Annotated in this window: 17 protein-coding genes; 9 read left to right on the top strand and 8 right to left on the bottom strand. The window is 67.1% G+C overall.

Annotated elements, in window-relative coordinates:
• Positions 1 to 3: 3 nt before the first annotated feature.
• Both ACSC1R_RS06725 and ACSC1R_RS06720 read right to left on the bottom strand, forming a co-directional pair.
• Positions 4 to 1,689: a hypothetical protein gene (locus tag ACSC1R_RS06725; protein WP_439028307.1), complete on the bottom strand. Its 1,686-nt coding sequence runs from the start codon at positions 1,687 to 1,689 to the stop codon at positions 4 to 6.
• A 139-nt stretch (positions 1,690 to 1,828) separates the two neighbouring features.
• Complete coding sequence (locus ACSC1R_RS06720; RefSeq protein ID WP_439028306.1) at positions 1,829 to 3,406, bottom strand: tryptophan--tRNA ligase; 1,578 nt, start codon at positions 3,404 to 3,406, stop codon at positions 1,829 to 1,831.
• Between the two features lie 459 nt (positions 3,407 to 3,865).
• Between ACSC1R_RS06720 and ACSC1R_RS06715 the strand changes: the two genes are divergently transcribed.
• Positions 3,866 to 4,279 (top strand): hypothetical protein, encoded by a 414-nt coding sequence (locus ACSC1R_RS06715; protein ID WP_439028305.1) that lies wholly within the window; start codon positions 3,866 to 3,868, stop codon positions 4,277 to 4,279.
• 36 nt (positions 4,280 to 4,315) lie between these two features.
• On the opposite strand, the gene endA is transcribed toward ACSC1R_RS06715, so the two are convergent.
• Positions 4,316 to 5,347: a tRNA-intron lyase gene (gene endA, locus ACSC1R_RS06710; protein ID WP_439028304.1), complete on the bottom strand. Its 1,032-nt coding sequence runs from the start codon at positions 5,345 to 5,347 to the stop codon at positions 4,316 to 4,318.
• Positions 5,348 to 5,502: 155 nt separating this feature from the next.
• Here endA and ACSC1R_RS06705 point away from each other — a divergent pair, with 155 nt between their 5' ends.
• Positions 5,503 to 6,549, top strand: coding sequence for a response regulator (locus tag ACSC1R_RS06705; RefSeq protein ID WP_439028303.1), 1,047 nt, complete (start codon positions 5,503 to 5,505; stop codon positions 6,547 to 6,549).
• Positions 6,550 to 6,558: 9 nt separating this feature from the next.
• Here ACSC1R_RS06705 and ACSC1R_RS06700 read toward each other — a convergent pair whose 3' ends face one another.
• The gene (locus tag ACSC1R_RS06700) at positions 6,559 to 7,323 is read right to left on the bottom strand and encodes a topoisomerase DNA-binding C4 zinc finger domain-containing protein (protein ID WP_439028302.1); all 765 of its coding nucleotides are present in this window, start codon (positions 7,321 to 7,323) and stop codon (positions 6,559 to 6,561) included.
• Positions 7,324 to 7,666: 343 nt separating this feature from the next.
• Here ACSC1R_RS06700 and ACSC1R_RS06695 point away from each other — a divergent pair, with 343 nt between their 5' ends.
• Positions 7,667 to 8,326, top strand: a complete 660-nt coding sequence (locus ACSC1R_RS06695) for an HAD family hydrolase (RefSeq protein WP_439028301.1) — start codon at positions 7,667 to 7,669, stop codon at positions 8,324 to 8,326.
• Here ACSC1R_RS06695 and ACSC1R_RS06690 read toward each other — a convergent pair.
• The 3 genes from ACSC1R_RS06690 to ACSC1R_RS06680 all read right to left on the bottom strand — a co-directional run bounded on the left by ACSC1R_RS06690 (position 8,218) and on the right by ACSC1R_RS06680 (position 12,732).
• Complete coding sequence (locus ACSC1R_RS06690) at positions 8,218 to 8,811, bottom strand: hypothetical protein (RefSeq protein ID WP_439028300.1); 594 nt, start codon at positions 8,809 to 8,811, stop codon at positions 8,218 to 8,220. The two genes, ACSC1R_RS06695 and ACSC1R_RS06690, sit on opposite strands and share 109 nt — an antisense overlap.
• A 77-nt stretch (positions 8,812 to 8,888) precedes the next feature.
• Positions 8,889 to 11,234: a DEAD/DEAH box helicase gene (locus ACSC1R_RS06685; RefSeq protein ID WP_439028299.1), complete on the bottom strand. Its 2,346-nt coding sequence runs from the start codon at positions 11,232 to 11,234 to the stop codon at positions 8,889 to 8,891.
• Positions 11,235 to 11,322: 88 nt separating this feature from the next.
• A complete protein-coding gene (locus ACSC1R_RS06680) occupies positions 11,323 to 12,732 on the bottom strand; it encodes an MATE family efflux transporter (protein ID WP_439028298.1) in 1,410 nt (469 codons plus the stop codon).
• A 138-nt stretch (positions 12,733 to 12,870) separates the two neighbouring features.
• On the opposite strand from ACSC1R_RS06680, the gene lipA reads away from it, so the two are divergent.
• The 5 genes from lipA to lpdA all read left to right on the top strand — a co-directional run bounded on the left by lipA (position 12,871) and on the right by lpdA (position 19,330).
• Positions 12,871 to 13,815: a lipoyl synthase gene (lipA, locus tag ACSC1R_RS06675; protein WP_439028297.1), complete on the top strand. Its 945-nt coding sequence runs from the start codon at positions 12,871 to 12,873 to the stop codon at positions 13,813 to 13,815.
• Positions 13,816 to 14,229: 414 nt separating this feature from the next.
• Positions 14,230 to 15,336 carry a pyruvate dehydrogenase (acetyl-transferring) E1 component subunit alpha gene (gene pdhA, locus ACSC1R_RS06670; protein ID WP_439028296.1) on the top strand — a complete coding sequence of 369 codons (1,107 nt, stop codon included), beginning with the start codon at positions 14,230 to 14,232 and terminating at the stop codon, positions 15,334 to 15,336.
• A gap of 5 nt (positions 15,337 to 15,341) precedes the next feature.
• Positions 15,342 to 16,349, top strand: a complete 1,008-nt coding sequence (locus tag ACSC1R_RS06665; RefSeq protein WP_439028295.1) for an alpha-ketoacid dehydrogenase subunit beta — start codon at positions 15,342 to 15,344, stop codon at positions 16,347 to 16,349.
• 1 nt (position 16,350) lies between these two features.
• Complete coding sequence (locus ACSC1R_RS06660) at positions 16,351 to 17,868, top strand: 2-oxo acid dehydrogenase subunit E2 (protein ID WP_439028294.1); 1,518 nt, start codon at positions 16,351 to 16,353, stop codon at positions 17,866 to 17,868.
• Position 17,869: 1 nt separating this feature from the next.
• Positions 17,870 to 19,330: a dihydrolipoyl dehydrogenase gene (gene lpdA, locus ACSC1R_RS06655; RefSeq protein ID WP_439028293.1), complete on the top strand. Its 1,461-nt coding sequence runs from the start codon at positions 17,870 to 17,872 to the stop codon at positions 19,328 to 19,330.
• 16 nt (positions 19,331 to 19,346) lie between these two features.
• Here lpdA and ACSC1R_RS06650 read toward each other — a convergent pair whose 3' ends face one another.
• Positions 19,347 to 20,543, bottom strand: a complete 1,197-nt coding sequence (locus tag ACSC1R_RS06650) for an MFS transporter (RefSeq protein WP_439028292.1) — start codon at positions 20,541 to 20,543, stop codon at positions 19,347 to 19,349.
• Positions 20,544 to 20,686: 143 nt separating this feature from the next.
• Here ACSC1R_RS06650 and ACSC1R_RS06645 point away from each other — a divergent pair, with 143 nt between their 5' ends.
• The gene (locus ACSC1R_RS06645) at positions 20,687 to 20,950 is read left to right on the top strand and encodes a hypothetical protein (RefSeq protein WP_439028291.1); all 264 of its coding nucleotides are present in this window, start codon (positions 20,687 to 20,689) and stop codon (positions 20,948 to 20,950) included.
• Positions 20,951 to 20,989 lie beyond the last annotated feature (39 nt).

The following is a 20,989-nucleotide window of genomic DNA, read 5'->3' as shown; positions in this document are numbered from 1 at the left end:
GGGTCAGGCGTCGCGCTGGTCGGACGAGAGCCCGTCCGCGTTCACCCAGACGAAGCCCTCGTCGGTCTCGATTTCGCTCGCGGGCGGTGCGTCGAGGTCGCACCCGTCGTCGTAGGTGATGCGGACCTCGTCGGGGTCGGCCGCCGGGAACGTCGGAACGAACGTGTCGTCGTCGAGCAGTCCCCGGACCGAGAGGTTGCCGCCCGCGTCGATGGCCGCTCCGTAGGCCGCGAGACGGTCGTCCTCGGTCGGCCGCTCGACCCCGACGCCGAACGACTCGTTCTCGACCCGCGCCTTCCGCGCGCCGCGTTTGAAGTCCGCGAGGTCGTCGGCGTCGAACCCGTCGTACTCGGGGTCGGTCCGGCCCGCGGACTCGGTCGCGGCCGACTCCTCGACCGAGTCGAACAGGTCGTCGAGCGGGTCCGCATCGTCGGTGGACTGTCTGGACACCGACGGGCCGCCGCCGAGCAGTTCGAACCCACCGTCGTCACCGTCGTCCACAGACGCGTCTGTTTCCGCCGCGAGTGATTCGTCGTCACCGGCACCCGCCCCGTCCTCCGGTTCCGCCGAGTCACCGCCCGTGACCGGTTCCAGCGACCAGTCACCCGTGTCGTCCCAGAAGGGGTCAGACTCGGATTCGAGCCCCCCGCCGTCTCCGTCCTCTCCCTGTTCCACCCCGGTGTCGGGGGCTGGGACGGTCTCTTCGGCTGTGTTCGATTCCTCTGTCTGCTCCGATTCCTCCGTCTGCGTCGATTCCTCCGACTCCACGAAGTCGATGAACGGGGAGGCCGATGCCTGGTCGGAGTCCGTTTCGGCGACACCATTCGCTGCTCGGCCAGCCGCCGACTCTTGCTCTTCGTCCCCCGGCTGCCCGCTCTCGTCGTTCGCCTCGGCGGGGTCCACGAGGAACGAGTCCTCGAAGAACGAATCGACGTCCGTCTCCACCGACGAGACCACGTCGGCGGCGTCCGACCGGTCCCGGCTGAGCCGTGGCCCCCTGTCGGTCGCCGTCACCCAGTCCGGGAGCGGGACGTCCCCACCCTCGTCCGGCAGGTACGCCGGGGGTTGCGGGGCCGAGAGGAGCGGCCGGTCGAACACCGTGACACGGAGGCCGTACTGGTCGCGAAGTCGGGCGAGTTCGTCGGTCTCGACCAGCGCGAAGCGCCAGCGGTCGGTCCCATCGGAGAGCTGGACGAACTCGACACCGAGGCCGTACAGCAGCCGGGTGTTCACCGCGTGGACGAGTGCCGGGTAGTTGTCGTCGCCCAGCGGGGTGTCAGGGTACTCGAAAGGTGCCTCCCGGGTGATTCCGTTCGCGTCGGTGAGCGAGACGGTCCACGGCAGGTCCGCAAAGCCCGCCGCATCCAGCGGTCGGCCGTGTGCATCTCGCAGTTCTGCCTCCCACTCCAGCGCCTCGAACACGGCCGAGAACTGGACGTGTGGAGCGTGTCGCCAGTGGCGGGCCGGGGCGTCGACACCCCGGTCCGACTGGGCGATGGTCCGGCGAATGAACTCCGCGGGGTGTTCCGTCTGGTCGAGTGAGTCCGCGATGATGTCCTCCAGCGAGCGCCCCGGCGCGTCGTCCTGCCGGCGAATCGAATCGGCCGAGACACCGAACCCACCCAGCACGTCCGCACAGACGACGACGTCGCTCACGTCGCGGCGGTCTCGGTCCGACCGGAAATCCATCTATCAGGAGATGTATCACGACCAGTTTAAATCTACCCCCGAAAGATGTGAAAGAAGCATCATGTGTCCGATTATGGACGTTAGAACGACATCTCTTCGGGCGGCAGAAAAAGTTGGATAGAAGACAGGTCTGCCGGATTCAGGCCCGCTTCCGGTCCGAGTCGAGGTCGATGTCGAGGTCGTCCAGGTGCTCGGCGACCTCCTCGCGTTTCTCCTGATGTTCCGCGAGGAACTCCTCCATGAGTTCGGCGGCCTGCTCCTTGCACCCACCGCAGAGGCGCTCACCGCCGACGCACTCCTCGTACACCTCGGTCGCGAAGTCGTCGTCGTCGCCCGCGAGCAGGTAGGCGTACAGTTCGTACACCGGGCACTTGTCGGCCTCACCGCCCTTCTCGCGCTGTTCCTCGGCGGTCTCGCGGCCGCCCGTCGTCGCCGACTTCACCTTGTCGTAGCCGTCCTCGGGGTCGTCGAGCAGGGAGATGTGACTCGCCGGGACCGACGAAGACATCTTCCCACCCGTCAGCCCGGTCATGAAGCGGTGGTAGATCGAGGACGGCGGCATGAAGCCGTATCCACCGTGGTCGACCTCGACCTGTCTCGCCAACTCTTCGGCCTCGCCACGTTCGAGGTCGAAGGCGTCGATGTGGCCCTCGTACACGCGCTTTTCGCCCTCGACCGCGTCGATGAGCGCTTCGAACGCCTCGTCGGTCGCCTGCCGGTCGAAAAAGCGGGTGCGGGGGCGAAGCGGCTCCTTCCCCGCGGCGTCGAGTTTCTTCACCGCCGAATCGCGGGCGTCGGCCGGCTCGGGCTGGTGCTCGCGCAGCCAGTCCGCACCGTCCTCACACCGCACCGGCTCGCCCTCGGCCGCCTCGTCAGAGAGCGCGGCGTAAGCCGCCGCGATGAGTTCGCGCTCGTCGTCGTCGGCCTCGAAGCTCGCGTACGCCTTCGAGACCTTGAAGAAGCGCATCCGGGTCGCGAGGTCACGCGCCAGGCGCATGTGCGGGTCCTGGTCCGGCCCGACCGGGATGACCGTGGGCTTGGGCTCGTCCAGTTGCGGATAGAGGATGTCCGCCATCTGCGTGACGACCGACTGCATGTGGCTCACGTCGGTCTCGCCGTCGAAGCCGTAGATGGCCTGTAGCTCGGAGTAGTTCGCCTCGATACCCAGCTCGAACGCGAGGTCCTGCAGTTTCCGGTTGTCGGACTGCCGGTAGAGTTCGCCCTCCTCCGGGTCGAACCCGAGCGCGAGCAGGCTCAGGATGTAATCACGCGAGTGCTCGTCTATCTCGTCCCACGTCAGCCCGCGGGCGCTGTGGGCCTCCAGGTCCGCGATGAGGCCGTACGCCTCCCCTCCCTGCTGCTGGTGCCAGATTATCTCGTCGAACACCAGCTTGTGGCCGATGTGCGGGTCGCCCGTCGGCATGAACCCTGAGAGAACGGCCCAGGGCTCGCCCTCCCGCATCGCGTCGGCGACCGGGCGGTAGTCGCGGTGGCCGAAGATGACCCCGCGGCGCATCAGGTAGTGCGGGTTCGGCACCTCGGGGAGGACCTCGTCGAACTCCTCGATGCCGAACTCCTCGAACAGCTTGCGGTAGTCGGAGACGGTCGAAGAGCCCCACGGGTCGAGTGCGACCTCGTCGGCCCCCTCCGCGGCCGTCTCGCCACCGTCCGGAACCAGCTCGTCGTCGGGTGTCGACGACTCGGAATCGCGCGTCATTTGACTACCCGAGAGTGGCGTCGGGCCGCGCAAAAAGCTTCGCTTCCCGTGTTCTGTGGTGTGGTGGGTCGTTGTAGTCGTGGCTGGGGTTACTGTCGGAAGGACGTCGAGCTGTGCTTCTGGGGTTGGTGGCGACGAGCAGTTCACTCACGCTGGTGGAAATGGAGACCGCACCACACCCTCCCCAGCCGACTCCCTCCACTACGTTCCGGTCGTCCCTCGCACGACGCCGACTCGCGGCCTCCGGCACGCGAGTCAGCGCGCGCCAGATGGTTTTTCAGACGAGTATCGACCACCAAGAATCCAGTCCGGCGCGTGCTGGCGGGCGGGCCCGTCCGCCCGCCGAAATCACGCGAGGGATGAGGAGCGCAGGCGGAGCCGAGCACCGGAATCGGCTGGGGAGGGTGTGGTTGCGGTGCGGGGCTGTGGCGGTCGTGGACGCCAGCGCGAGGCGACTGCGTGCTCCTCCCGAATCTCCACAAGACACTTGACACGATTGGGCGAGAGTCGTACCAGATGACCACGTCTCGGCGGTCGCTACTTGCTACAGCAGGAACCACGATTTCACTGGTCGCAGGGTGCCAGTCGAGGCCCAGCGACCCACCATCGGTGGTCCTGTTCAACGAAACGGATACCACGCAGACCATCGCGGCCGAGGTGGCGGACGCCGATACCGCCGAAGTGGTGCTCGACGAGCGCGTCACAGTCGATTCCTACGAGAGTACCAGCTACGATTTGAAGTCGGGCTCGTACGACATCGTAGCGAGGGTCAGTGAAACCGAGGGGACCTACGAGTGGGAGGCAAACCCCAACTACATCCTGAGTGTGGACGTAACCGACGAGGGAATCGAATTCAGCGAGGGCGTCCCGTAGAAGCAGTGTTCCCGACTACAGAACAGCAGTTCGCCGCTATGGCGTCAGTCTCCCGACCCGCAGCCACGTCACGCCATCCCCGGGCCTATCCACGAGCCCGAACACCATCTCCTTGCGAACCCCGTTCGCCAGCCGAACGTCGAGCGCCAGGTCACGCGGGGCGAAGACGTGGCTGATGGGCAGGACACGGACCAGCATCTCCGAGTGTCCGAAGTCGTCGACCGACTCGAACTCGGCGTAGGTTCGGAAGTCGGCACCAAATTTGAAGCCGGTCTTGGGAACCACGTCGGCCTCCCGGAGCGCTGCATACACCCGGAGCCGGCGGTCGAACCGCTCGCCTTCGACCTCGCGACCGCGGGCACAGACCGTCTCGGGGTCCACGTCGACCGCGCCGCGGGTGGCGAGGTAGGCCGCCTCGACCAGCGAGAGCTGGAGGGCGTCGAGGTCTGCGTCCCGGCCGTCGAGTGGCGTGCCGTAGAAGCCGTTGTCGTAGAGCTTCGCGGGCGGGTCCCAGCAGGTCGCGCGGTCCGCGAGCAGGTCGCAGTCCACGCCGACGGGGAGGTCGATGCCCGCCGAGCCCTCGATGTCGGGGCGGTCCGTGTCGAGGTAGGTTATCTCGGACTCCTCGTCGACGACCGCGAGCACGCCGTCGCCAAGGGCCACCGCGTCGACCATCTCGCGCTCGCCGACGACCCGGACTCGATATTCGACCTCGCCGTCGGTCGGCCCCTTCCCCCGGGGGTAGACCACGAAGTCTTCACTCCCGGGTTCCAGGCCGTGGAGCCAGTCCACCTCCGCGGGCGAGAGGTAGAAGCCGCGCTCGCGGAGGTCGGCGTACACCAGAAAGCGCGGCATGAAGCCGGGGTCGGTCGCGTCGCGGATGAACTCGCGAAATCGCATCCCGTCGACCGAGTCGAGGTCCCCCCGGTAGAGCAGGTGGGCCGCCTCGACCGGCGCGAGCGCCACGTCGTTCCCGCCGAGAGGATAGCCGTACCCCCGCGAATCGTAGTACCGCTGGCGTGCGTCCTGCCCGACGTGCACGACGCCGCCGTCGAGGTGTCCGTCCATGGCGGCGGATGCGCCCCGGGCGGGCAAAGGGGTGACGGTCCCCGGCCAGTGCCGCGGGCAACCACCGACAGTCCGCCGGGGGTCCGATTTCGCATATCACCGACCAGACTTATTCTGGCACGTCACCTACCTCACGGTCGAGAGAACGAGACCCGATGAAGGACGACGACGTGACCCACGACGACGTGACCCGACGGGAGGAGGAAGAGGGACACCGGCCTGCCAGTGACGACGCCAGTCCGTGCCGGGTCCTCATGGTGGACGACGAACCGGACCTCGTGGAAGCCGCGGCGACGTACCTCGAGCACATCGACGACCGACTCACCGTCGAGACGACAACCGACGCCCAGACGGCCCTCTCGCGCCTCGAGACCGAGTCGTTCGACTGCGTCGTCTCCGACTACGAGATGCCCGGGATGGACGGTGTCACGTTCCTGGAGGCAGTTCGTGAGACGGACGATACCCTCCCGTTCGTCCTGTTCACGGGCAAGGGTTCAGAGACCGTCGCGAGCAGGGCCGTCTCCGCAAACGTCACCGACTACTTCCAGAAGCAACACGGCGTCGACCAGTTCGCTGTACTGGCCAAGAAGATCGTCGGCTACGTCGAACAGGACCGCGCCAGGGAGACCCGGCAACGCTACATCGACGCGCTGGTCTCGTTCTACGAGATAACGGCGGCGACCGACCGGTCCTTCGAGGACCGGGTCGAGGCAGTCCTCGAACTCGGGACCGCGTACCTCGGCGTCCCCTACGGGTTCCTCACCCGCATCGAACGCCCGGACCCCGCCGACCCAACGAAGGGAACCCAGACCATCGCCCTCTCGGTCGGCGACCACGAACTGCTCCAGCCGGGCAAGTCGAACCGCCTCAGCAACTCGTACTGTCGATTGACTATCCAGCAGGAGGACCTGTTCGGCATCCAGAACGCCATCGACGCTGGGATGCGCAACGACCCCGGCTACCAGACCTTCCGGCTCGGCTGTTACATCGGCGGCACCGCCAACGTGGACGACCACCTGTACGGGACGCTCTGTTTCGCGGGCAGTGACCCCCGCGAACTCGACTTCAGCGTCGAGGAGCGGTCGTTCGTCTGGATCGCCAAACAGTGGGTGAGCTACGAACTCGAACGCCGGGGTGGAGCGTGGGACACCGAGGGTGAGTCAGGCGACGACCAGAACGACACCGACGACCAGACCGCGTGATTGCGGGCCCTACGGCCCCGTCTGGACCGACATCCCGCCGTCCTCGGTCCAGTCGCGGTCGCAGGTACTGTCGAGACATCGTCGGCCGCTGGCGGTCTCGAACACCGGCAGCCCGCACTCGCACACTCCGACGACGGTCCCGGCCGGGAACGAGAACCCGGTGTCGCAGTCGGGGTAGGAATCACAGCCTGCGAGCAGGCCGCCCCGCCGGAGCACCCGCAGGTCGTCCCCGCACTCGGGACAGTCCCACGCGCGGTCGAACCGCTCGATGACGGCGCTGTCCAGCGACTCACAGTCGCGGTCGATACAGAGGTCCAGCGGCGCGCCGCGTTCGACCCGCATCCGGGGTACCCCGCAGTCACACCGGCCGCCGTGGACCACCGCGTCGGCCGGAATCCCGTGGTGTCGCTCGCAGTCGAGGCAGGTCACCGCCCGGCGGGTCCGGACGAGCGCGCCGCTGCAGTCGGGGCACTTCCCGGCGGGCGTGCCGGCGGTACTCGTCGGGTACGAGCCGGCGAGGTGGAGCTGATGGGACTTGACCAGGAGCGTCTGGTCCCCGTCTCTCGCCCGCAAGTCCAGCGCCCCATCGTTGGTCACCCACACCTCGCTCGCCCGGGTGAGCCACGCGACCGGCTGGTACCCCGTCGCGTCGTGGACGAGCACGGTGTCGTCCGGTTTGACGACGACCACGACGTGGCCGCGATGTTCCTGTCTGTCCGCCCCGTCGAAGACGACGGTGAAATCCCCCGCGAAGACGCGCACTGACGCTGTCATGCCGGGGTTGGTCCCGTACTCGTATTTGAACCCTGCCGTGGCGACGGGTGCTGTCTCGCCGGGTGGCACGCGCTGGCGAGCGTGTCGACAGTGAGACCGTGAGGTGAACGCGTGCGAGGGATGGCCGGAGCGTAGCGCAGCGAAGCGGAGGGAATCGGCTGGGGAGGGTGTGGTGCGGTTGCGGTGCTGTGCAGGGCGGTCTCTCATCGCCATCGATTCGGGTGAACTGCTCGTCGCCATCCACACTCTCGGCAACTCACGACGATTCGACCACGAAAGGCGGCAATCCAACCCACGGACCCACCCAAACGAAGTACCCCGCCTGCGACCACACGACCAACACATGAGTCACGACGCGGTGCTGTTCGACATGGACGGCGTACTGGTCGACTCCGAGGACTACTGGGTCGAACGCGAACGTGAGGAACTGCTCCCCTGGGCGGTCCCCGACGAGGCGGTCGCAGTCCGTGAGATAACGGGTATGAACTACCGCGAGATACACGACTACCTCGTCGAGCACTACGACGTAGCCGTCACCAAGCAGGAGTGGGTCGACCGCTTCGACGACACGGCCGAGACCATCTACACCGAGAAGGTCTCCCTCCTGCCCGGCTTCGCGGACTGGCTGGCCCGCAGGAGAGCACAGGGCATCCCTATGGCCGTCGTCTCCTCCTCGCCGCACGACTGGATCGACCTCGTGCTCGCCCGCTTCGACCTCGAGTTCGACGCGGTCGTCAGTGCCGAGGACATCGACGTCCCCGGCAAGCCCGAACCGCACATCTTCGAGCACGCCGCGGCTGAAGTCGGTTACGCGCCGAAGAACTGCATCGCGGTCGAGGATTCCGAACACGGCGTCGACTCGGCGGTCGCCGCCGGGACGACCTGTATCGGGTATCACTCGGGCGCAGACGAGTCGGTCGACCTCTCGAACGCCGAGTTCGTCGTCGACTCGCCCGAGGACCTGCTGGCGACGGTGGACGAACTGCTGGGAATCGAAGGCTGAGGCGATTGCGATTCGACGGTGGCGGTCACGGCGTCGCGTTCCGTCTCGACTTCGTCGTCGAGCGCCGCGTCGAACTCCCGCCGGGCGGTCGCAACTGGAACGTCCTCAGCGACGACTTCTGGAACCGATTCCCGCGAGTCGTCGAGGTCGTACCACCAGCGGACGGCGAAGGGAACCGGAAGCCAGAGAAGGCCGACTCCGTACGGGAGGCCGACGCTCTCTGCCAGTTCGCCAGACAGTGAAATCCCACTGAAGGCCATCAACGTGGCCCAGAGCCGGCTCTGTGGGGCGAACTGCGCCCGCTTCGCCGCGTTCTCGCGCTCCTCTCCGATAGCCGCGCCCTCACCCGCGGGCACTGCGCGGTGTTTCGTCTCGCCATCGCCCTCGCCGGGATATCGGAGCACGTCGACCCGCGACCCGACGACCCCGGAGGGAATCTCGAAGCCATCGGCTGTCGGGGGACCGTCGCCTCTCGCGGGGGACATACCCGGCAGTACCGACCACGAGCATGTAATTTCCGACCATTCGAAAGAACCGAAAACAACGGCGTCCAGCGACTGCCTCAGTCCTGTACCCGAACCGTCCGGGTTTCGGTCACCGGCACCAGCGGCAGGTTCGAGAACGCGACCGACACCTCGTAGGTCAACTCGTCGTCGGTCGCACCGAAGACCCCGACCGGCACCGTGGTCTCGCCGTCGAGGTACGTCTCGGTCGCGGACATCTCCACGCCGTTGACCGTCACGCGAACGCCGGCAGAGCCGCTGCCGCCGTCGTTGCGGACGGTCACCTCGCACATGTCGTTCTCACCGCGGGTGATGGTTGTCGGGAAGTCGCCCCACTCCACAGAGATGTCGGGGAGTTTCTTCGCGCCCTCGTACACCTGCTCGGCGACCCCCTCGGAGAGGCCGGCCGTGACCAGCCCCGAGACACCGGCGTCGACCGCATCGGCGGGTGTCTTCAGGCCCTCCTTGGCGAGCTTGCTCGCACGGCCGGGGCCGACGCCGTCGATGGCGGTCAGGCCCACTGCGTCGGGCGCGACCCCGTTCTCGACCCGCGCCTCGACCCGGCGGGCGACGTTGGTCGCGTGGGGGTTCGCGAAGCGGTCGAGGAACGCCTGCAGGGCCGCGAGCAGGCGCAGGCCGTTCTGTTTGATGACCCAGGCGTCAGAGCGCAGGTCGCCCGGGGTCGTCCCGTTCATCGCGCCGACGAGGATGGCGAGCACCTTCCGGCCGCCCGCGTCCATCTCGCCGGTGTCCTGCCCGACGAGCATCGCGTCGACCGCCTCCTTCTCGGACTGGCGGGCGCTGACGCTGTCGAACTCGGCGGCGGTCGCGACCGCCCCGAGGACGCCCTTCTCGGTGATTCCCTCCGAATCGGCGAGCGTCTTGAACCGCTCTGCGGTCTCCAGTCTGAGGTAGTACTTCGAGGCGAGCACGCCCAGGCCCGTCGCGGAGATGTCGAGGTCGTCGCCCAGGTCGACGAAGCCGTGGTCGACCAGCGATTTCAGGACCTCGCGCACCCGCTCGCGGAGGTTCGCGAAGTCGTACTGCTCGGGTTCGGACTGGGCGCGCTGGTAGTAAAACGTCGTCTCCAGCCAGTCCATCACGTCGTCTAGGTCCCTGACGGTGCCCATCGCGATCTCGGCGTTGAGGTGCGCGTCGAGGTTCTCCGCGAGTCGACTCTCTATCTCCTTGCCCTCGCGGAGCAGGCGGCGGTACTTGCCTGCGTCCGAGGCGTCACAGACCACGTAGCCGTGGCCCACGTCGTCGTAGCCCGGTCGTCCCGCCCGGCCGAGCATCTGGAGCACGTCCAGCGGACTCATGTCGACCTCACCTTCGAGGGGGTCGTGCAGTTTCGTGTCCCGGATGACGACACAGCGGGCGGGGAGGTTCACGCCCCACGCCAGCGTCGAGGTGGAAAAGAGCAACTGGAGTTTCCCCTGCTTGAACCAGTCCTCGACGCGGTCCTTGTCGTTCTTCGAGAGCCCGGCGTGGTGGAACGCCACCCCGTCGAGGCAGGACTTCCGGAGCGTGTCGTTGTCGAGTTCCTGCGTCTCGGTGTGGAAGTCGTAGTCGCCACGGGCACCCATCGCCACGTCGCGTTCGGCCACCTCGTCCCGGGCCTTCTTCGCGGCCTGGACGGTGTCCTGGCGCGAGGAGACGAACACGAGCGCCTGGCCCTCGTCGTTCAGGTGTGGCTCCGCGAGGTCGATGGCGCGGTAGAGCCGCCGATACTTGTCCGCGAAGGAGTTCTCGCCGTGGCTGTAGGTCTTCACGTCGGCGTGGAGGTCGACCGGGCGATACTCGTCGTCGAACTCGAAGGTGTTCTCCGGGGGTGCGTCGAGCCACGCCGCCACGTCGTCGATGTTCGGCATGGTCGCCGAGAGCGCGACGACGCGAGGGGCGCAGAGCCGGCGGAGCCGGGAGACGGTCACCTCGAGGACGGCCCCGCGTCGGTCCGAGTCCAGCAGGTGGACCTCGTCGATGACGCAGACGTCCACGTCCGTGATGAAGTCGTAGCGGGTCGTGTCGTGCTTGCGGGTCGCCGAGTCGAGCTTCTCGGGCGTCATCACGAGGATGTCCGCGTGACGCGCACGGCGCGGGTTCAGGTCGCGCTCGCCCGTGACGACGTACACCGAGTAGCCCAGCTGCTCGAAGCGGTCCCAGTCGGCCTCCTTCTCGTTCGTCAGCGCCCGCAGCGGCGCGATGAACAGCGCGGTGCCCCCCGTGTCGAGCGCCCGACAGATGGCGAGTTCGGCCAGCGCGGTCTTCCCGCTGGCGGTCGGCGCGCTCGCGACGACGTTCTCCGACGAGTCGAGCAACGCCGGCAGCGCCTCCCGCTGCATGCGATTGAACTCCTCGAAGGCGAAGGCGTCGGCAAAATCTGGAACGACCTCGGCGACCTCCATTCTCGTTCCATAGCCAGTTCCCCGGTGTCAAGAACGTTTCCGTACCGGGGCGAAAGTGGTGGTGGCAGTGGTGGAGTGCGCGAACTCGCTAGCTGGCCGACTCCGCGGCCCGGTCGGCGGCCCGTTCCATCATGCCGTCGCTGGTCTCGTACCAGTAGTAGATTCCAAGGCCGATGGCGACTAGCACGTTCGACAGCGTGACGCCCCAGAACACCGCGACTACGCCGTAGTCGAGCAGGTAGACGCCGACGAGTGCGACCGGCAGGCGCACTCCCCAGTACTGCGCCAGCGAGGCGACCATGCTTGTCCGGGTCCGCCGGGCCGCGTTGAATCCCGCCCGCAGCAGGTACGACGCGCCGATGGCCCAGTAGCCGACCGCGAGAATCTGGAGGTACGCGACCGTGAGCGCGAGGCCGTCACCGGAGATATCGGGGACGAACAGCCGGGCGATTGCCTCCGGGAACAGCAACTGGAGTCCGCCAGCGACCGCCATCGCGGCCGTGATGATGCCCACGCCGGTCCACGTGGTCTGGCGGGCGCGCCCGGTGTTGCCCGCGCCGAGGTTCTGCCCGACGACGCTCTGTGCGGCCTGCATGAACCCGGAGGACGGAATCCACGCGATGGCCGAGATACGTGCCCCGAGCGTGTACGCGGTGAGGCCCGCTGCCCCACCGGCGGCGAGGACGATGCTGATCATGACCAGCCGGACCGCGTCCTGCGCGAGGCGCTGGCCGACGTTCGGGAGTCCAACGTCGAGGAGTTCGCGCCAGTCGTCGAGGTCCACCACGGCGGTGGCCCGCGAGAACGAGAAGGTGTCGCGCAAGCCGAGCGCGTACGCGAGGACGAGGACCATGCCGGCGATGCCACCGATGGCCGTGGCGGCACCCGCCCCTTCGACACCCATCTCGGGGAACGGGCCGACACCGAAGATGAGCAACGGGTCGAGTGCGAGGTTGACCACGACCGTGACGACGTTGACCCACAGCGCGGCCCGGGCGTCGCCCCAGCCGACGAAGGCACCCTCGACCGCGTCGGAGGCCGCCATCGCCGGGAAGCCAACGGCGTAGGCGACGAAGTAGGCGGTCGCCGGGGAGGCGACGGCCGTACCGGGGTTGAGTGTCGAGACGGACCAGTCGAGGAACGGTCCCGCACCGACTATCGCGACGGCCGTCACGGGGAGCATGAGCGAGAGCGAGAGCAAGAGACCGTTGAAGCCGACGCGCCGGGCGCCAGTCTCGTCGTCTGCTCCGACGCGCTGGGAGACGATGATCTGCGTACCAATCATCGCCGTCGTGGCGACCGCCAGACAGATGGACGTGAGCGGGAACACCAGCCCGACCGCGGCGACCGCCTCTTCGCCGAGCTGTCCGACCCAGAAGGCGTCGACGACGAGTTGCGCGAATCGCACGAGGTTCTGCGCGATGAGGGGAGCAGCGAGGAGGAGCAGGGCCTGAGAGAGCGACCCCGACGTTATGTCATCACGTGACACGTCGAACATTTCGTGTTTGTAAACTGGTACACTTATCCCATAAAACCCTGTCGACAATCACCGATGGAAACGACTCGGTCGTGTCGAGGGTTCCCTCACTCGGTGCAATCCCCACGCTTTTTGTCCACACGAGCCGCAGGTTTTGCCATGAGTCGCTCCCGGAAGCCCGACTGGCTGAAGATGCGGCCGCCATCGGGCCGCCAGTTCACGGACATCAAGCGGACACTTCGCGAGCACGACCTGAACACGGTGTGCGAGGAAGCCAACTGTCCGAACCTCGGTGAGTGCTGGAGCGGCCGCAACGGGTCGGGCGACGGCGGGACGGCCACGTTCATGCTGATGGGCCACCGCTGCTCGCGCGGCTGTAACTTCTGTGACGTCGAGACCGGGGGCATGGAGCCACTCGACCCCGACGAGCCCGCGAACGTCGCCTCGGCTATCGCCGAAATCGGGCTGGACTACGTCGTCCTCACGTCGGTCGACCGGGACGACCTCCCCGACCAGGGCGCGGGTCACTTCGCCGAGACCATCCGCGAGATAAAGAAGCGTCACCCCGGCATCCTCGTCGAAGTACTCATCCCGGACTTCCAGGGTGAACCCGACCTCGTCCGGAAGATAATCGACGCCGACCCCGACGTCATCGCACACAACATCGAGACGGTCGAGCGCCTCCAGTGGCCGGTCCGAGACCGTCGCGCGGGCTACGAGCAGTCGCTCTCGGTACTGGAGCAGGTTTCGCGCGAGTCCGACATCTACACCAAGACGAGCCTGATGCTCGGCGTGGGCGAGTACCACCACGAGATCTACCAGACGCTGTCGGACCTCCACGAGAGAGACGTGGACGTGGTGACGCTGGGCCAGTACCTCCAGCCCTCCCTCACGCACCTGGACGTCGAACGCTACGTCCATCCCGACGAGTTCGACACGTGGCGCGAGGTCGCCGAGGACGAACTGGAGTTCCTGTACTGTGCGTCCGGCCCGATGGTCCGCTCGTCGTACAAGGCCGGCGAGTTGTTCGTCGACGCCATCCTCAGGGACGGGAAGTCGGTCGAAGAGGCAAGGGAGGCCGCACGAAGCGTGGCCTCCGACTAGCGAGCGGCCAACACGGTGAGCCGCGAACAAGGGAAGCCGCCCGCCGAGTCGCCTCGGACTGAGACCGTTCTCCCACCACCTCGTGCGCCCCCCGCCAGAACTATGACACAGAGTAGATACGTCGGCCAGAATCGTGGGTGACGATAGCACGACGCGGGCCGAATTCGACCGAACCACGGTACCGTGACACACCCGAAGAAGTCGCCCATCCGTCCAGAATCCCGCGGGGAAAACCGTGATAGACCAACAAACAGGGTCGATTTTCCCAGTGAATTTTAAACCTGTTCGGATTTACCGCCGATTCCCGTGAATCTTTGCGACAGTGTGGCAAGAATGAGTCCGAAAGCAACGTTTTTACGAAAACAATATAACGCGAGCGGGAGACGTGTCACACATGTCAAGGTGGGTTCTCCCGTGAGCACGTTACAGCACAACCCCCGTGACCGTGTACAGGTACTCGACGATGCAGGTCGGGTCCTCGACGGTGCGGAGGTGCCGGACATCGATGACGACGAGCTCATCGAGATGTACAAACAGATGCGGCTGGCCCGCCACTTCGACCAGCGCGCGGTCAGCCTGCAGCGACAGGGCCGCATGGGCACCTACCCGCCCCTCTCCGGGCAGGAAGGTGCACAGGTCGGCAGCGCCCACGCGCTCGACGACGACGACTGGCTGTTCCCGTCGTACCGCGAGCACGCCGCCGCGCTCGTCCGTGGGCTCTCGCTCGAACGGACCCTCCTCTACTGGATGGGCCACGAGCAGGGGAACGCCATCCCCGAGGAGGCCAACATCTTCACCGTCGCCGTCCCCATCGCCACACAGGTGGTCCACGGGACCGGCGCGGCGTGGGCCTCGAAGCTGAAGGGCGAAGAGAAGGCGTTCATCACCTACTTCGGTGACGGCGCGACCTCGGAAGGCGACTTCCACGAAGGGCTCAACTTCGCGGGCGTCTTCGACACCCCGAACGTCTTCTTCTGTAACAACAACCAGTGGGCCATCTCGGTCCCGCGCGAGCGCCAGACGGCCTCCGAGACCATCGCCCAGAAGGCGACGGCCTACGGCTTCGAAGGCGTCCAGGTCGACGGGATGGACCCCCTCGCGGTGTACAAGGTCACCCGGGACGCCGTGAACAAGGCGAAGAACCCCGACGACGACGAACTGCGGCCGACCCTCATCGAGGCGGTCCAGTACCGGTTCGGGGCGCACACGACCGCCGACGACCCGAGCGTCTACCGGGACGACGCCGAGGTCGAAAAGTGGAAGAAGAAGGACCCCATTCCACGGATGGAGACGTTCCTCCGCAACAACGGCCTGCTCGACGACGAGCGCGTCGACGCCATCACCGCGGAGATAGAAGACGACGTCGCCGACGCAATCGCCGCGGCCGAGGCCGTCGAACGCCCCGACCCCGAAGAGATATTCAAGCACGTCTACGCCGACATGCCTCGCAAGCTCCAGGCACAGCTGGAGTGGTTCAACGAGGTCCGTGCAGAGTTCGGCGACGACGCCCTGCTGGAGTGATACACATGTCTACGCAAGATACCCAACCCGAGACGGAGAACCTGACCCTGGTGCAGGCCGTTCGTGACGGCCTGTACACGGAGATGAAGAACGACGACGACGTGCTCGTCATGGGCGAGGACGTCGGCAAGAACGGCGGCGTGTTCCGCGCCACGGAAGGCCTCTACGACGAGTTCGGCGAGGACCGCGTCATCGACACCCCGCTGGCCGAATCCGGCATCATCGGCACCGCCATCGGCATGGCCGCCTACGGCCTGAAGCCCGTCCCCGAGATCCAGTTCATGGGCTTCATCTACCCCGCCTTCGACCAGATCGTGAGCCACGCCGCACGCCTGCGCAACCGCAGCCGCGGTCGGTTCACGTGCCCGATGGTCGTCCGCGCCCCCTACGGTGGCGGCATCCGCGCCCCGGAGCACCACTCCGAGTCCACCGAGGCGATGTTCGCCCACCAGCCCGGTCTGAAGGTCCAGATTCCGAGCACACCCTACGACGCGAAGGGGATGCTCATCTCGGCCATCCGCGACCCGGACCCGGTCATCTTCCTCGAGCCGAAGCTCATCTACCGCGCGTTCCGCGACGAGGTCCCGACCGGCGACTACGAGGTCCCACTCGGTGAGGCCGCGGTCCGCCGCGAGGGCTCGGACATCTCCGTGTTCACGTGGGGTGCGATGACCCGCCCGACCATGGAGGCCGCCGAAGAACTCGCCGAGGAGGACGGCATCGACGTCGAAGTCGTCGACATCCGCTCTATCTCCCCGCTCGACGAGGAGACCATCGTCGAGTCCTTCAAGAAGACCGGTCGCGCGGCCGTCGTCCACGAGGCACCCAAGTCGGGCGGCCTCGGCGGCGAAATCGCGACCATCATCCAGGAGGAGGCACTGCTGTATCAGGAGGCACCGGTCAAGCGCATCACCGGCTTCGACACGCCGTTCCCGCTGTACGCGTTAGAGGACTACTACCTCCCCGAGCCGGCACGCATCAAGAAGGGCATCCGCGAGGCGATGGATTTCTAAGATGGTTCGAGAATTCAAACTCCCCGACGTCGGCGAAGGTGTCGCGGAAGGCGAACTCGTGTCGTGGCTCGTCGAAGAGGGCGACACGGTCACCGAGGACCAGCCGGTCGCAGAGGTCGAGACGGACAAGGCGCTGGTCGAGGTCCCCTCGCCGTACAACGGCACGGTCAAAGAACTCCGCGCCAGGGAAGGCGAGATGGTCCCCGTCGGCGACGTCATCATGGTCTACAACGTCGAAGGCGAGGACGACCTCGACGCCGTCGGTGCCGACGAACCGGCCGAAGCCGAGGCAGAAGGCGCGGCGGAAGCAGACACCGGTGGCGAGGCTGAAGCCGAGACGCCCTCGGGCCGCGTGTTCGCGCCCCCGAGTGCCCGGCGACTCGCCCGCGAACTCGACGTGGACATCAACGCAGTCTCGGGCAGTGGCCCCTCGGGCCGCATCACCGAGCAGGACGTCCGCGCCCACGCGGAGTCCGGCGGCGAGCCCGAACCCACAGAGCCCGCATCGGCGGGGGCAGCCGAGAGCACGTCGGAGCCGGCGACCACCGACGCCGGCAGTTCGGGTGGGCAGGCCGCCCAGACCATCCAGCGCGAGGCCGCAGACCGCGACAGGACGCTCGCGGCACCGGCCACGCGCAAGCTCGCGGAGGAGGAAGGCGTCGACATCAACGCCGTTCCCGCCACCGAAGAGCGCGAGGGACAGGCGTTCGTCACGCCCGAAGCGGTGCGAGAGTACGCCGAGGCAGCCCAGCAGGCCCAGCAGGCCGACGCACAGGCGATGGCCGGCGGACAGGTCGTCGAGGGCGAACGCGAGACCCGCGAGCCCTATCGCGGCGTCCGCAAGACCATCGGCGACGCGATGGCGAACTCGAAGTTCACCGCCCCACACGTCACCCACCACGACGAAGTCGACGTGACGCGGCTGGTCGAGACCCGCAAAGAGCTCAAGCCGGTCGCAGCCGAGCGTGACATCAACCTCAGCTATATGCCCTTCGTGATGAAGGCGTGTGTCGCCGCGCTCAAGGAGTACCCGCAGGTCAACGTCTCGCTCGACGAGGAGAACGACGAAATCGTCAAGAAGCACTACTACAACATCGGCGTCGCGACCGCGACCGACGCCGGGCTCATGGTGCCCGTCGTCAAGAACGCCGCCCAGAAGGGGCTGCTCCAGCTCTCCTCCGAGATGAACGAACTCGTCGCGAAGGCCCGCGAGCGCTCCATCTCGGTCGAGGAGATGCGTGGTGGCACGTTCACCATCACGAACATCGGTGGCATCGGCGGCGAGTACGCCACACCCATCGTCAACTACCCCGAGGCCGCCATCCTGGCGCTCGGTGCCATCAAGAAGAAGCCGCGCGTCGTCACCGACGAGAACGGCGAGGACTCCATCGAAATCCGCCACGTCCTGACGCTCTCGCTCAGTTTCGACCACCGCATCATCGACGGCGCAGACGGCGCCCAGTTCACCAACGAGGTCAAGAAGTACCTCGAGAACCCCAAACTTCTGCTACTAGAATAACATGGTCGTCGGAGACGTCACGACAGGAACGGACGTACTGGTAATCGGTGCGGGACCGGGCGGCTACGTCGCCGCCATCCGCGCCGGGCAACTCGGTCTCGACGTCACGCTCGTCGAGAAGGACGCCTTCGGTGGTGCCTGCCTGAACCGCGGGTGCATCCCGTCGAAGGCGATGATAACCGCTTCCTCGCTCGCCCACGACGCCGGCAGCGCCGAAGAGATGGGTATCCACGCCAACCCGGCCGTGGACCTCTCGCAGATGGTGAACTGGAAAGACGGCATCGTCGACCAGCTCACCGGCGGCGTCGAGAAGCTCTGCAAGGCCAACGGCGTCAACCTCGTCGAGGGCACGGCGGAGTTCGCCGGCAACGACAAGGTCCGCATCGTCCACAGTGGCGAGGGCCAGGGCTCCGAGTCCATCGAGTTCGAGCACTGTATCGTCGCGACCGGCTCGCGGCCCATCCAGATTCCGGGCTTCGAGTTCGACGAAGAGCACGTGCTCTCCTCGAAGGGCGCACTGGAACTCGAAGAGATTCCGAGCGAACTCGTCGTCGTCGGCGCGGGCTACATCGGCATGGAACTCGCGACGGTCTACGCGAAACTCGGGACGGACGTGACCGTGGTCGAGATGCTCGACGACGTGCTCCCGCCGTACGAGGACGACATCAGCCGCATCGTGCGCAAGCACGCCGAGGACCTCGGCGTCGACTTCCACTTCGGCTACTCCGCCTCCGGCTGGGAGGAACGCGCCGATGGCCGCGGTATCACCGTCACCGCCAGCCCGGCAGCCACCGACGGCGGGCAGGCCGCCGAAGCCGAAGCCGAGGAACTCGAACTCAACTGTGACAAGGTGCTGGTCGCGGTCGGCCGCCAGCCAGTCACCGACACGGTGAACCTCGAAGCGGCAGGCGTCGAGACCGACGAGAAGGGCTTCATCCCGACGGACGACCGTGCCCGCTCGAACGTCGAGAACATCTTCGCCATCGGCGACGTGGCCGGCGAGCCGATGCTCGCACACAAGGCCTCGAAAGAAGGCCAGGTCGCCGCCGAGTTCATCGCCGGCGAACCCGCCGCACTGGACTACATGGCGATGCCCGCCGCGGTGTTCACCGACCCCGAAATCGGCACCGTCGGCCTCACCAAACAGCAGGCCGAAGACGAAGGGTTCAGCCCAGTCACGGGCAAGTTCCCCTTCCAGGCCAGCGGTCGTGCCCTCTCGACGGGCGAGACCGACGGCTTCGTCCGCGTCGTCGCCGACGAGGACTCGGGCTTCCTGCTCGGCGCACAGATCGTCGGCCCCGAGGCCTCCGAACTCATCGCGGAACTGTCGCTCGCCGTCGAGATGGGTGCCACCCTCGAGGACGTGGCCGCGACGGTCCACACCCACCCGACGCTCGCAGAGGCCGTGATGGAGGCCGCCGAGAACGCACTCGGCCACGCCATCCACACGCTGAACCGGTAACCCCCCTCTCTCTCGTCTATTCGACCGCCGAGTGCCGACTGCGGCTGCCAACGACCCACCCTACGATGGCCGCCCCGAGCGTACCGGCCCCGAGGCCAGCCAGCACCCAGGGATAGCCGACCAGTTCGGCGCTGACCGTGACGACGACCGGCCCGACCGACGAGCCGAGGAAGCCGACGCTGTTGCGCAGGGCGAGTGCCCCGGCCCGATACCGGGCGGTCGAGAGTCTGCTGACTGCGCTGTCGATAGCCGGGAACGCGAGGCCAGCGCCGACGCCGAAGCTGACGGCTGCAGCCGCGAGGAACAGGACCGACGGGGCGAGTGCTGCCGCGAGGACGCCCGACCCGACGATGGCTGCGCCCGCGACGAGCACGCGTGCTTCCGACAGGCCTGCGGTGACCCGTCCAGCGACAAGCGAGGTGACCGCAGTCGCGAGCGTGGATGCGGTGAGGACGAGGCCGACGTCCGCCGGTGGTCGGCCGAACGACTCGCTCAGCAGGAACGGCAATGCGGTGAACAGCGCCCCGAGCAGTAAGAAGGAGATGGCAAAGGCTGCACCGTAGAAGGCGGCAGCGGGCCGGGCCGGGAGCGCTGCGACCGACCCACGCAGGTACGCGAGCCCCGAGACGGTCGTCGCCCGCGAGGTGTCGACCAGCGTCCGGGCTGCGAACACGGCGATGGGGAGCCCGACGAGGAACACCGCGAACGGCAGGTTCCACCCGAACTCGGCGAGTACTCCGCCGACCAGCGGGGCGGCCGCAGCCGAGAGCGAGAGGACGGCGACGTTCGCCCCGAAGACGGCACGTCGCTGGTCCCCGTCGAACCCGTCGGCGACGAGTGCGATGGTCAGCGTGAAGATACCCGCGGCACACGCGCCCTGGACGAACCGCGCGGCGAGGACGACCGGGAACGACGAGAGGAGGGCGACACTCGCCCCGGCGAGGGCGAACCCGAACAGAGAGGGGACGAGGACAGGCCGACGACCGTACCGGTCGGCGAGCACGGCGGCCAGTGGCGCGAACACGATGCCGGGGAGCGTGTACAGGGTGATGAGCAGACTCGCCTCCGCATCGGTCAGCGAAAAGGCGTGCTTGACCGCCGGGAGGGCCGGACTCACCAGCGGGACGCCCAGAACCACGAGTATCGAACTCGCGAGGACGACCTGCACCGTTCGCGACTGCCACGGGACGCCCGAAGAGCGGCCAGAATCCACGGGGAAGATACGTTAGCTAGACCGAAGTACCTGCTGTGCGCCCGTGGAAGCCGGTCGGTCTCACCGGGAGAGCGACAGCAAGACCGCCCGGCCAAAGCCTTGTAGGCCACCACTCGAAGGCCCTCGAACCCGACGTCGCTCGTATGGCCCGCGCCTTCCGGCGCAGTGACGAAGGAAAGCACGTCTTCACCGCGGACGGTGAACTCGTCGGACGTATCGAACGCGTCGAAGACCGGGTGGCGTTCGTGGACCTCGACAGGGGACTGCCGGCCAGTCGCGTCCGGCGAGTCGTCGACCAGACGCTGGCGGGCAAACACGTCCTCGAACCGAGTCGCGTCGCCTCGTTCGACGGCGACGACCAGGTCACGCTCCGGACGCTCCCCTCGCCGCGGTCTCGGCGTCGCTGACTGGCGCGTCTGTGACCCCGACGTGTTTTTCCGGAGGCG

This window comes from Haloarchaeobius ordinarius, assembly GCF_051801355.1.
Classification (GTDB): Archaea; Halobacteriota; Halobacteria; order Halobacteriales; family Natrialbaceae; genus Haloarchaeobius.
Note: the sequence above shows the minus strand (reverse complement) of the source record. Positions and strands in the feature narration are given on the sequence as shown.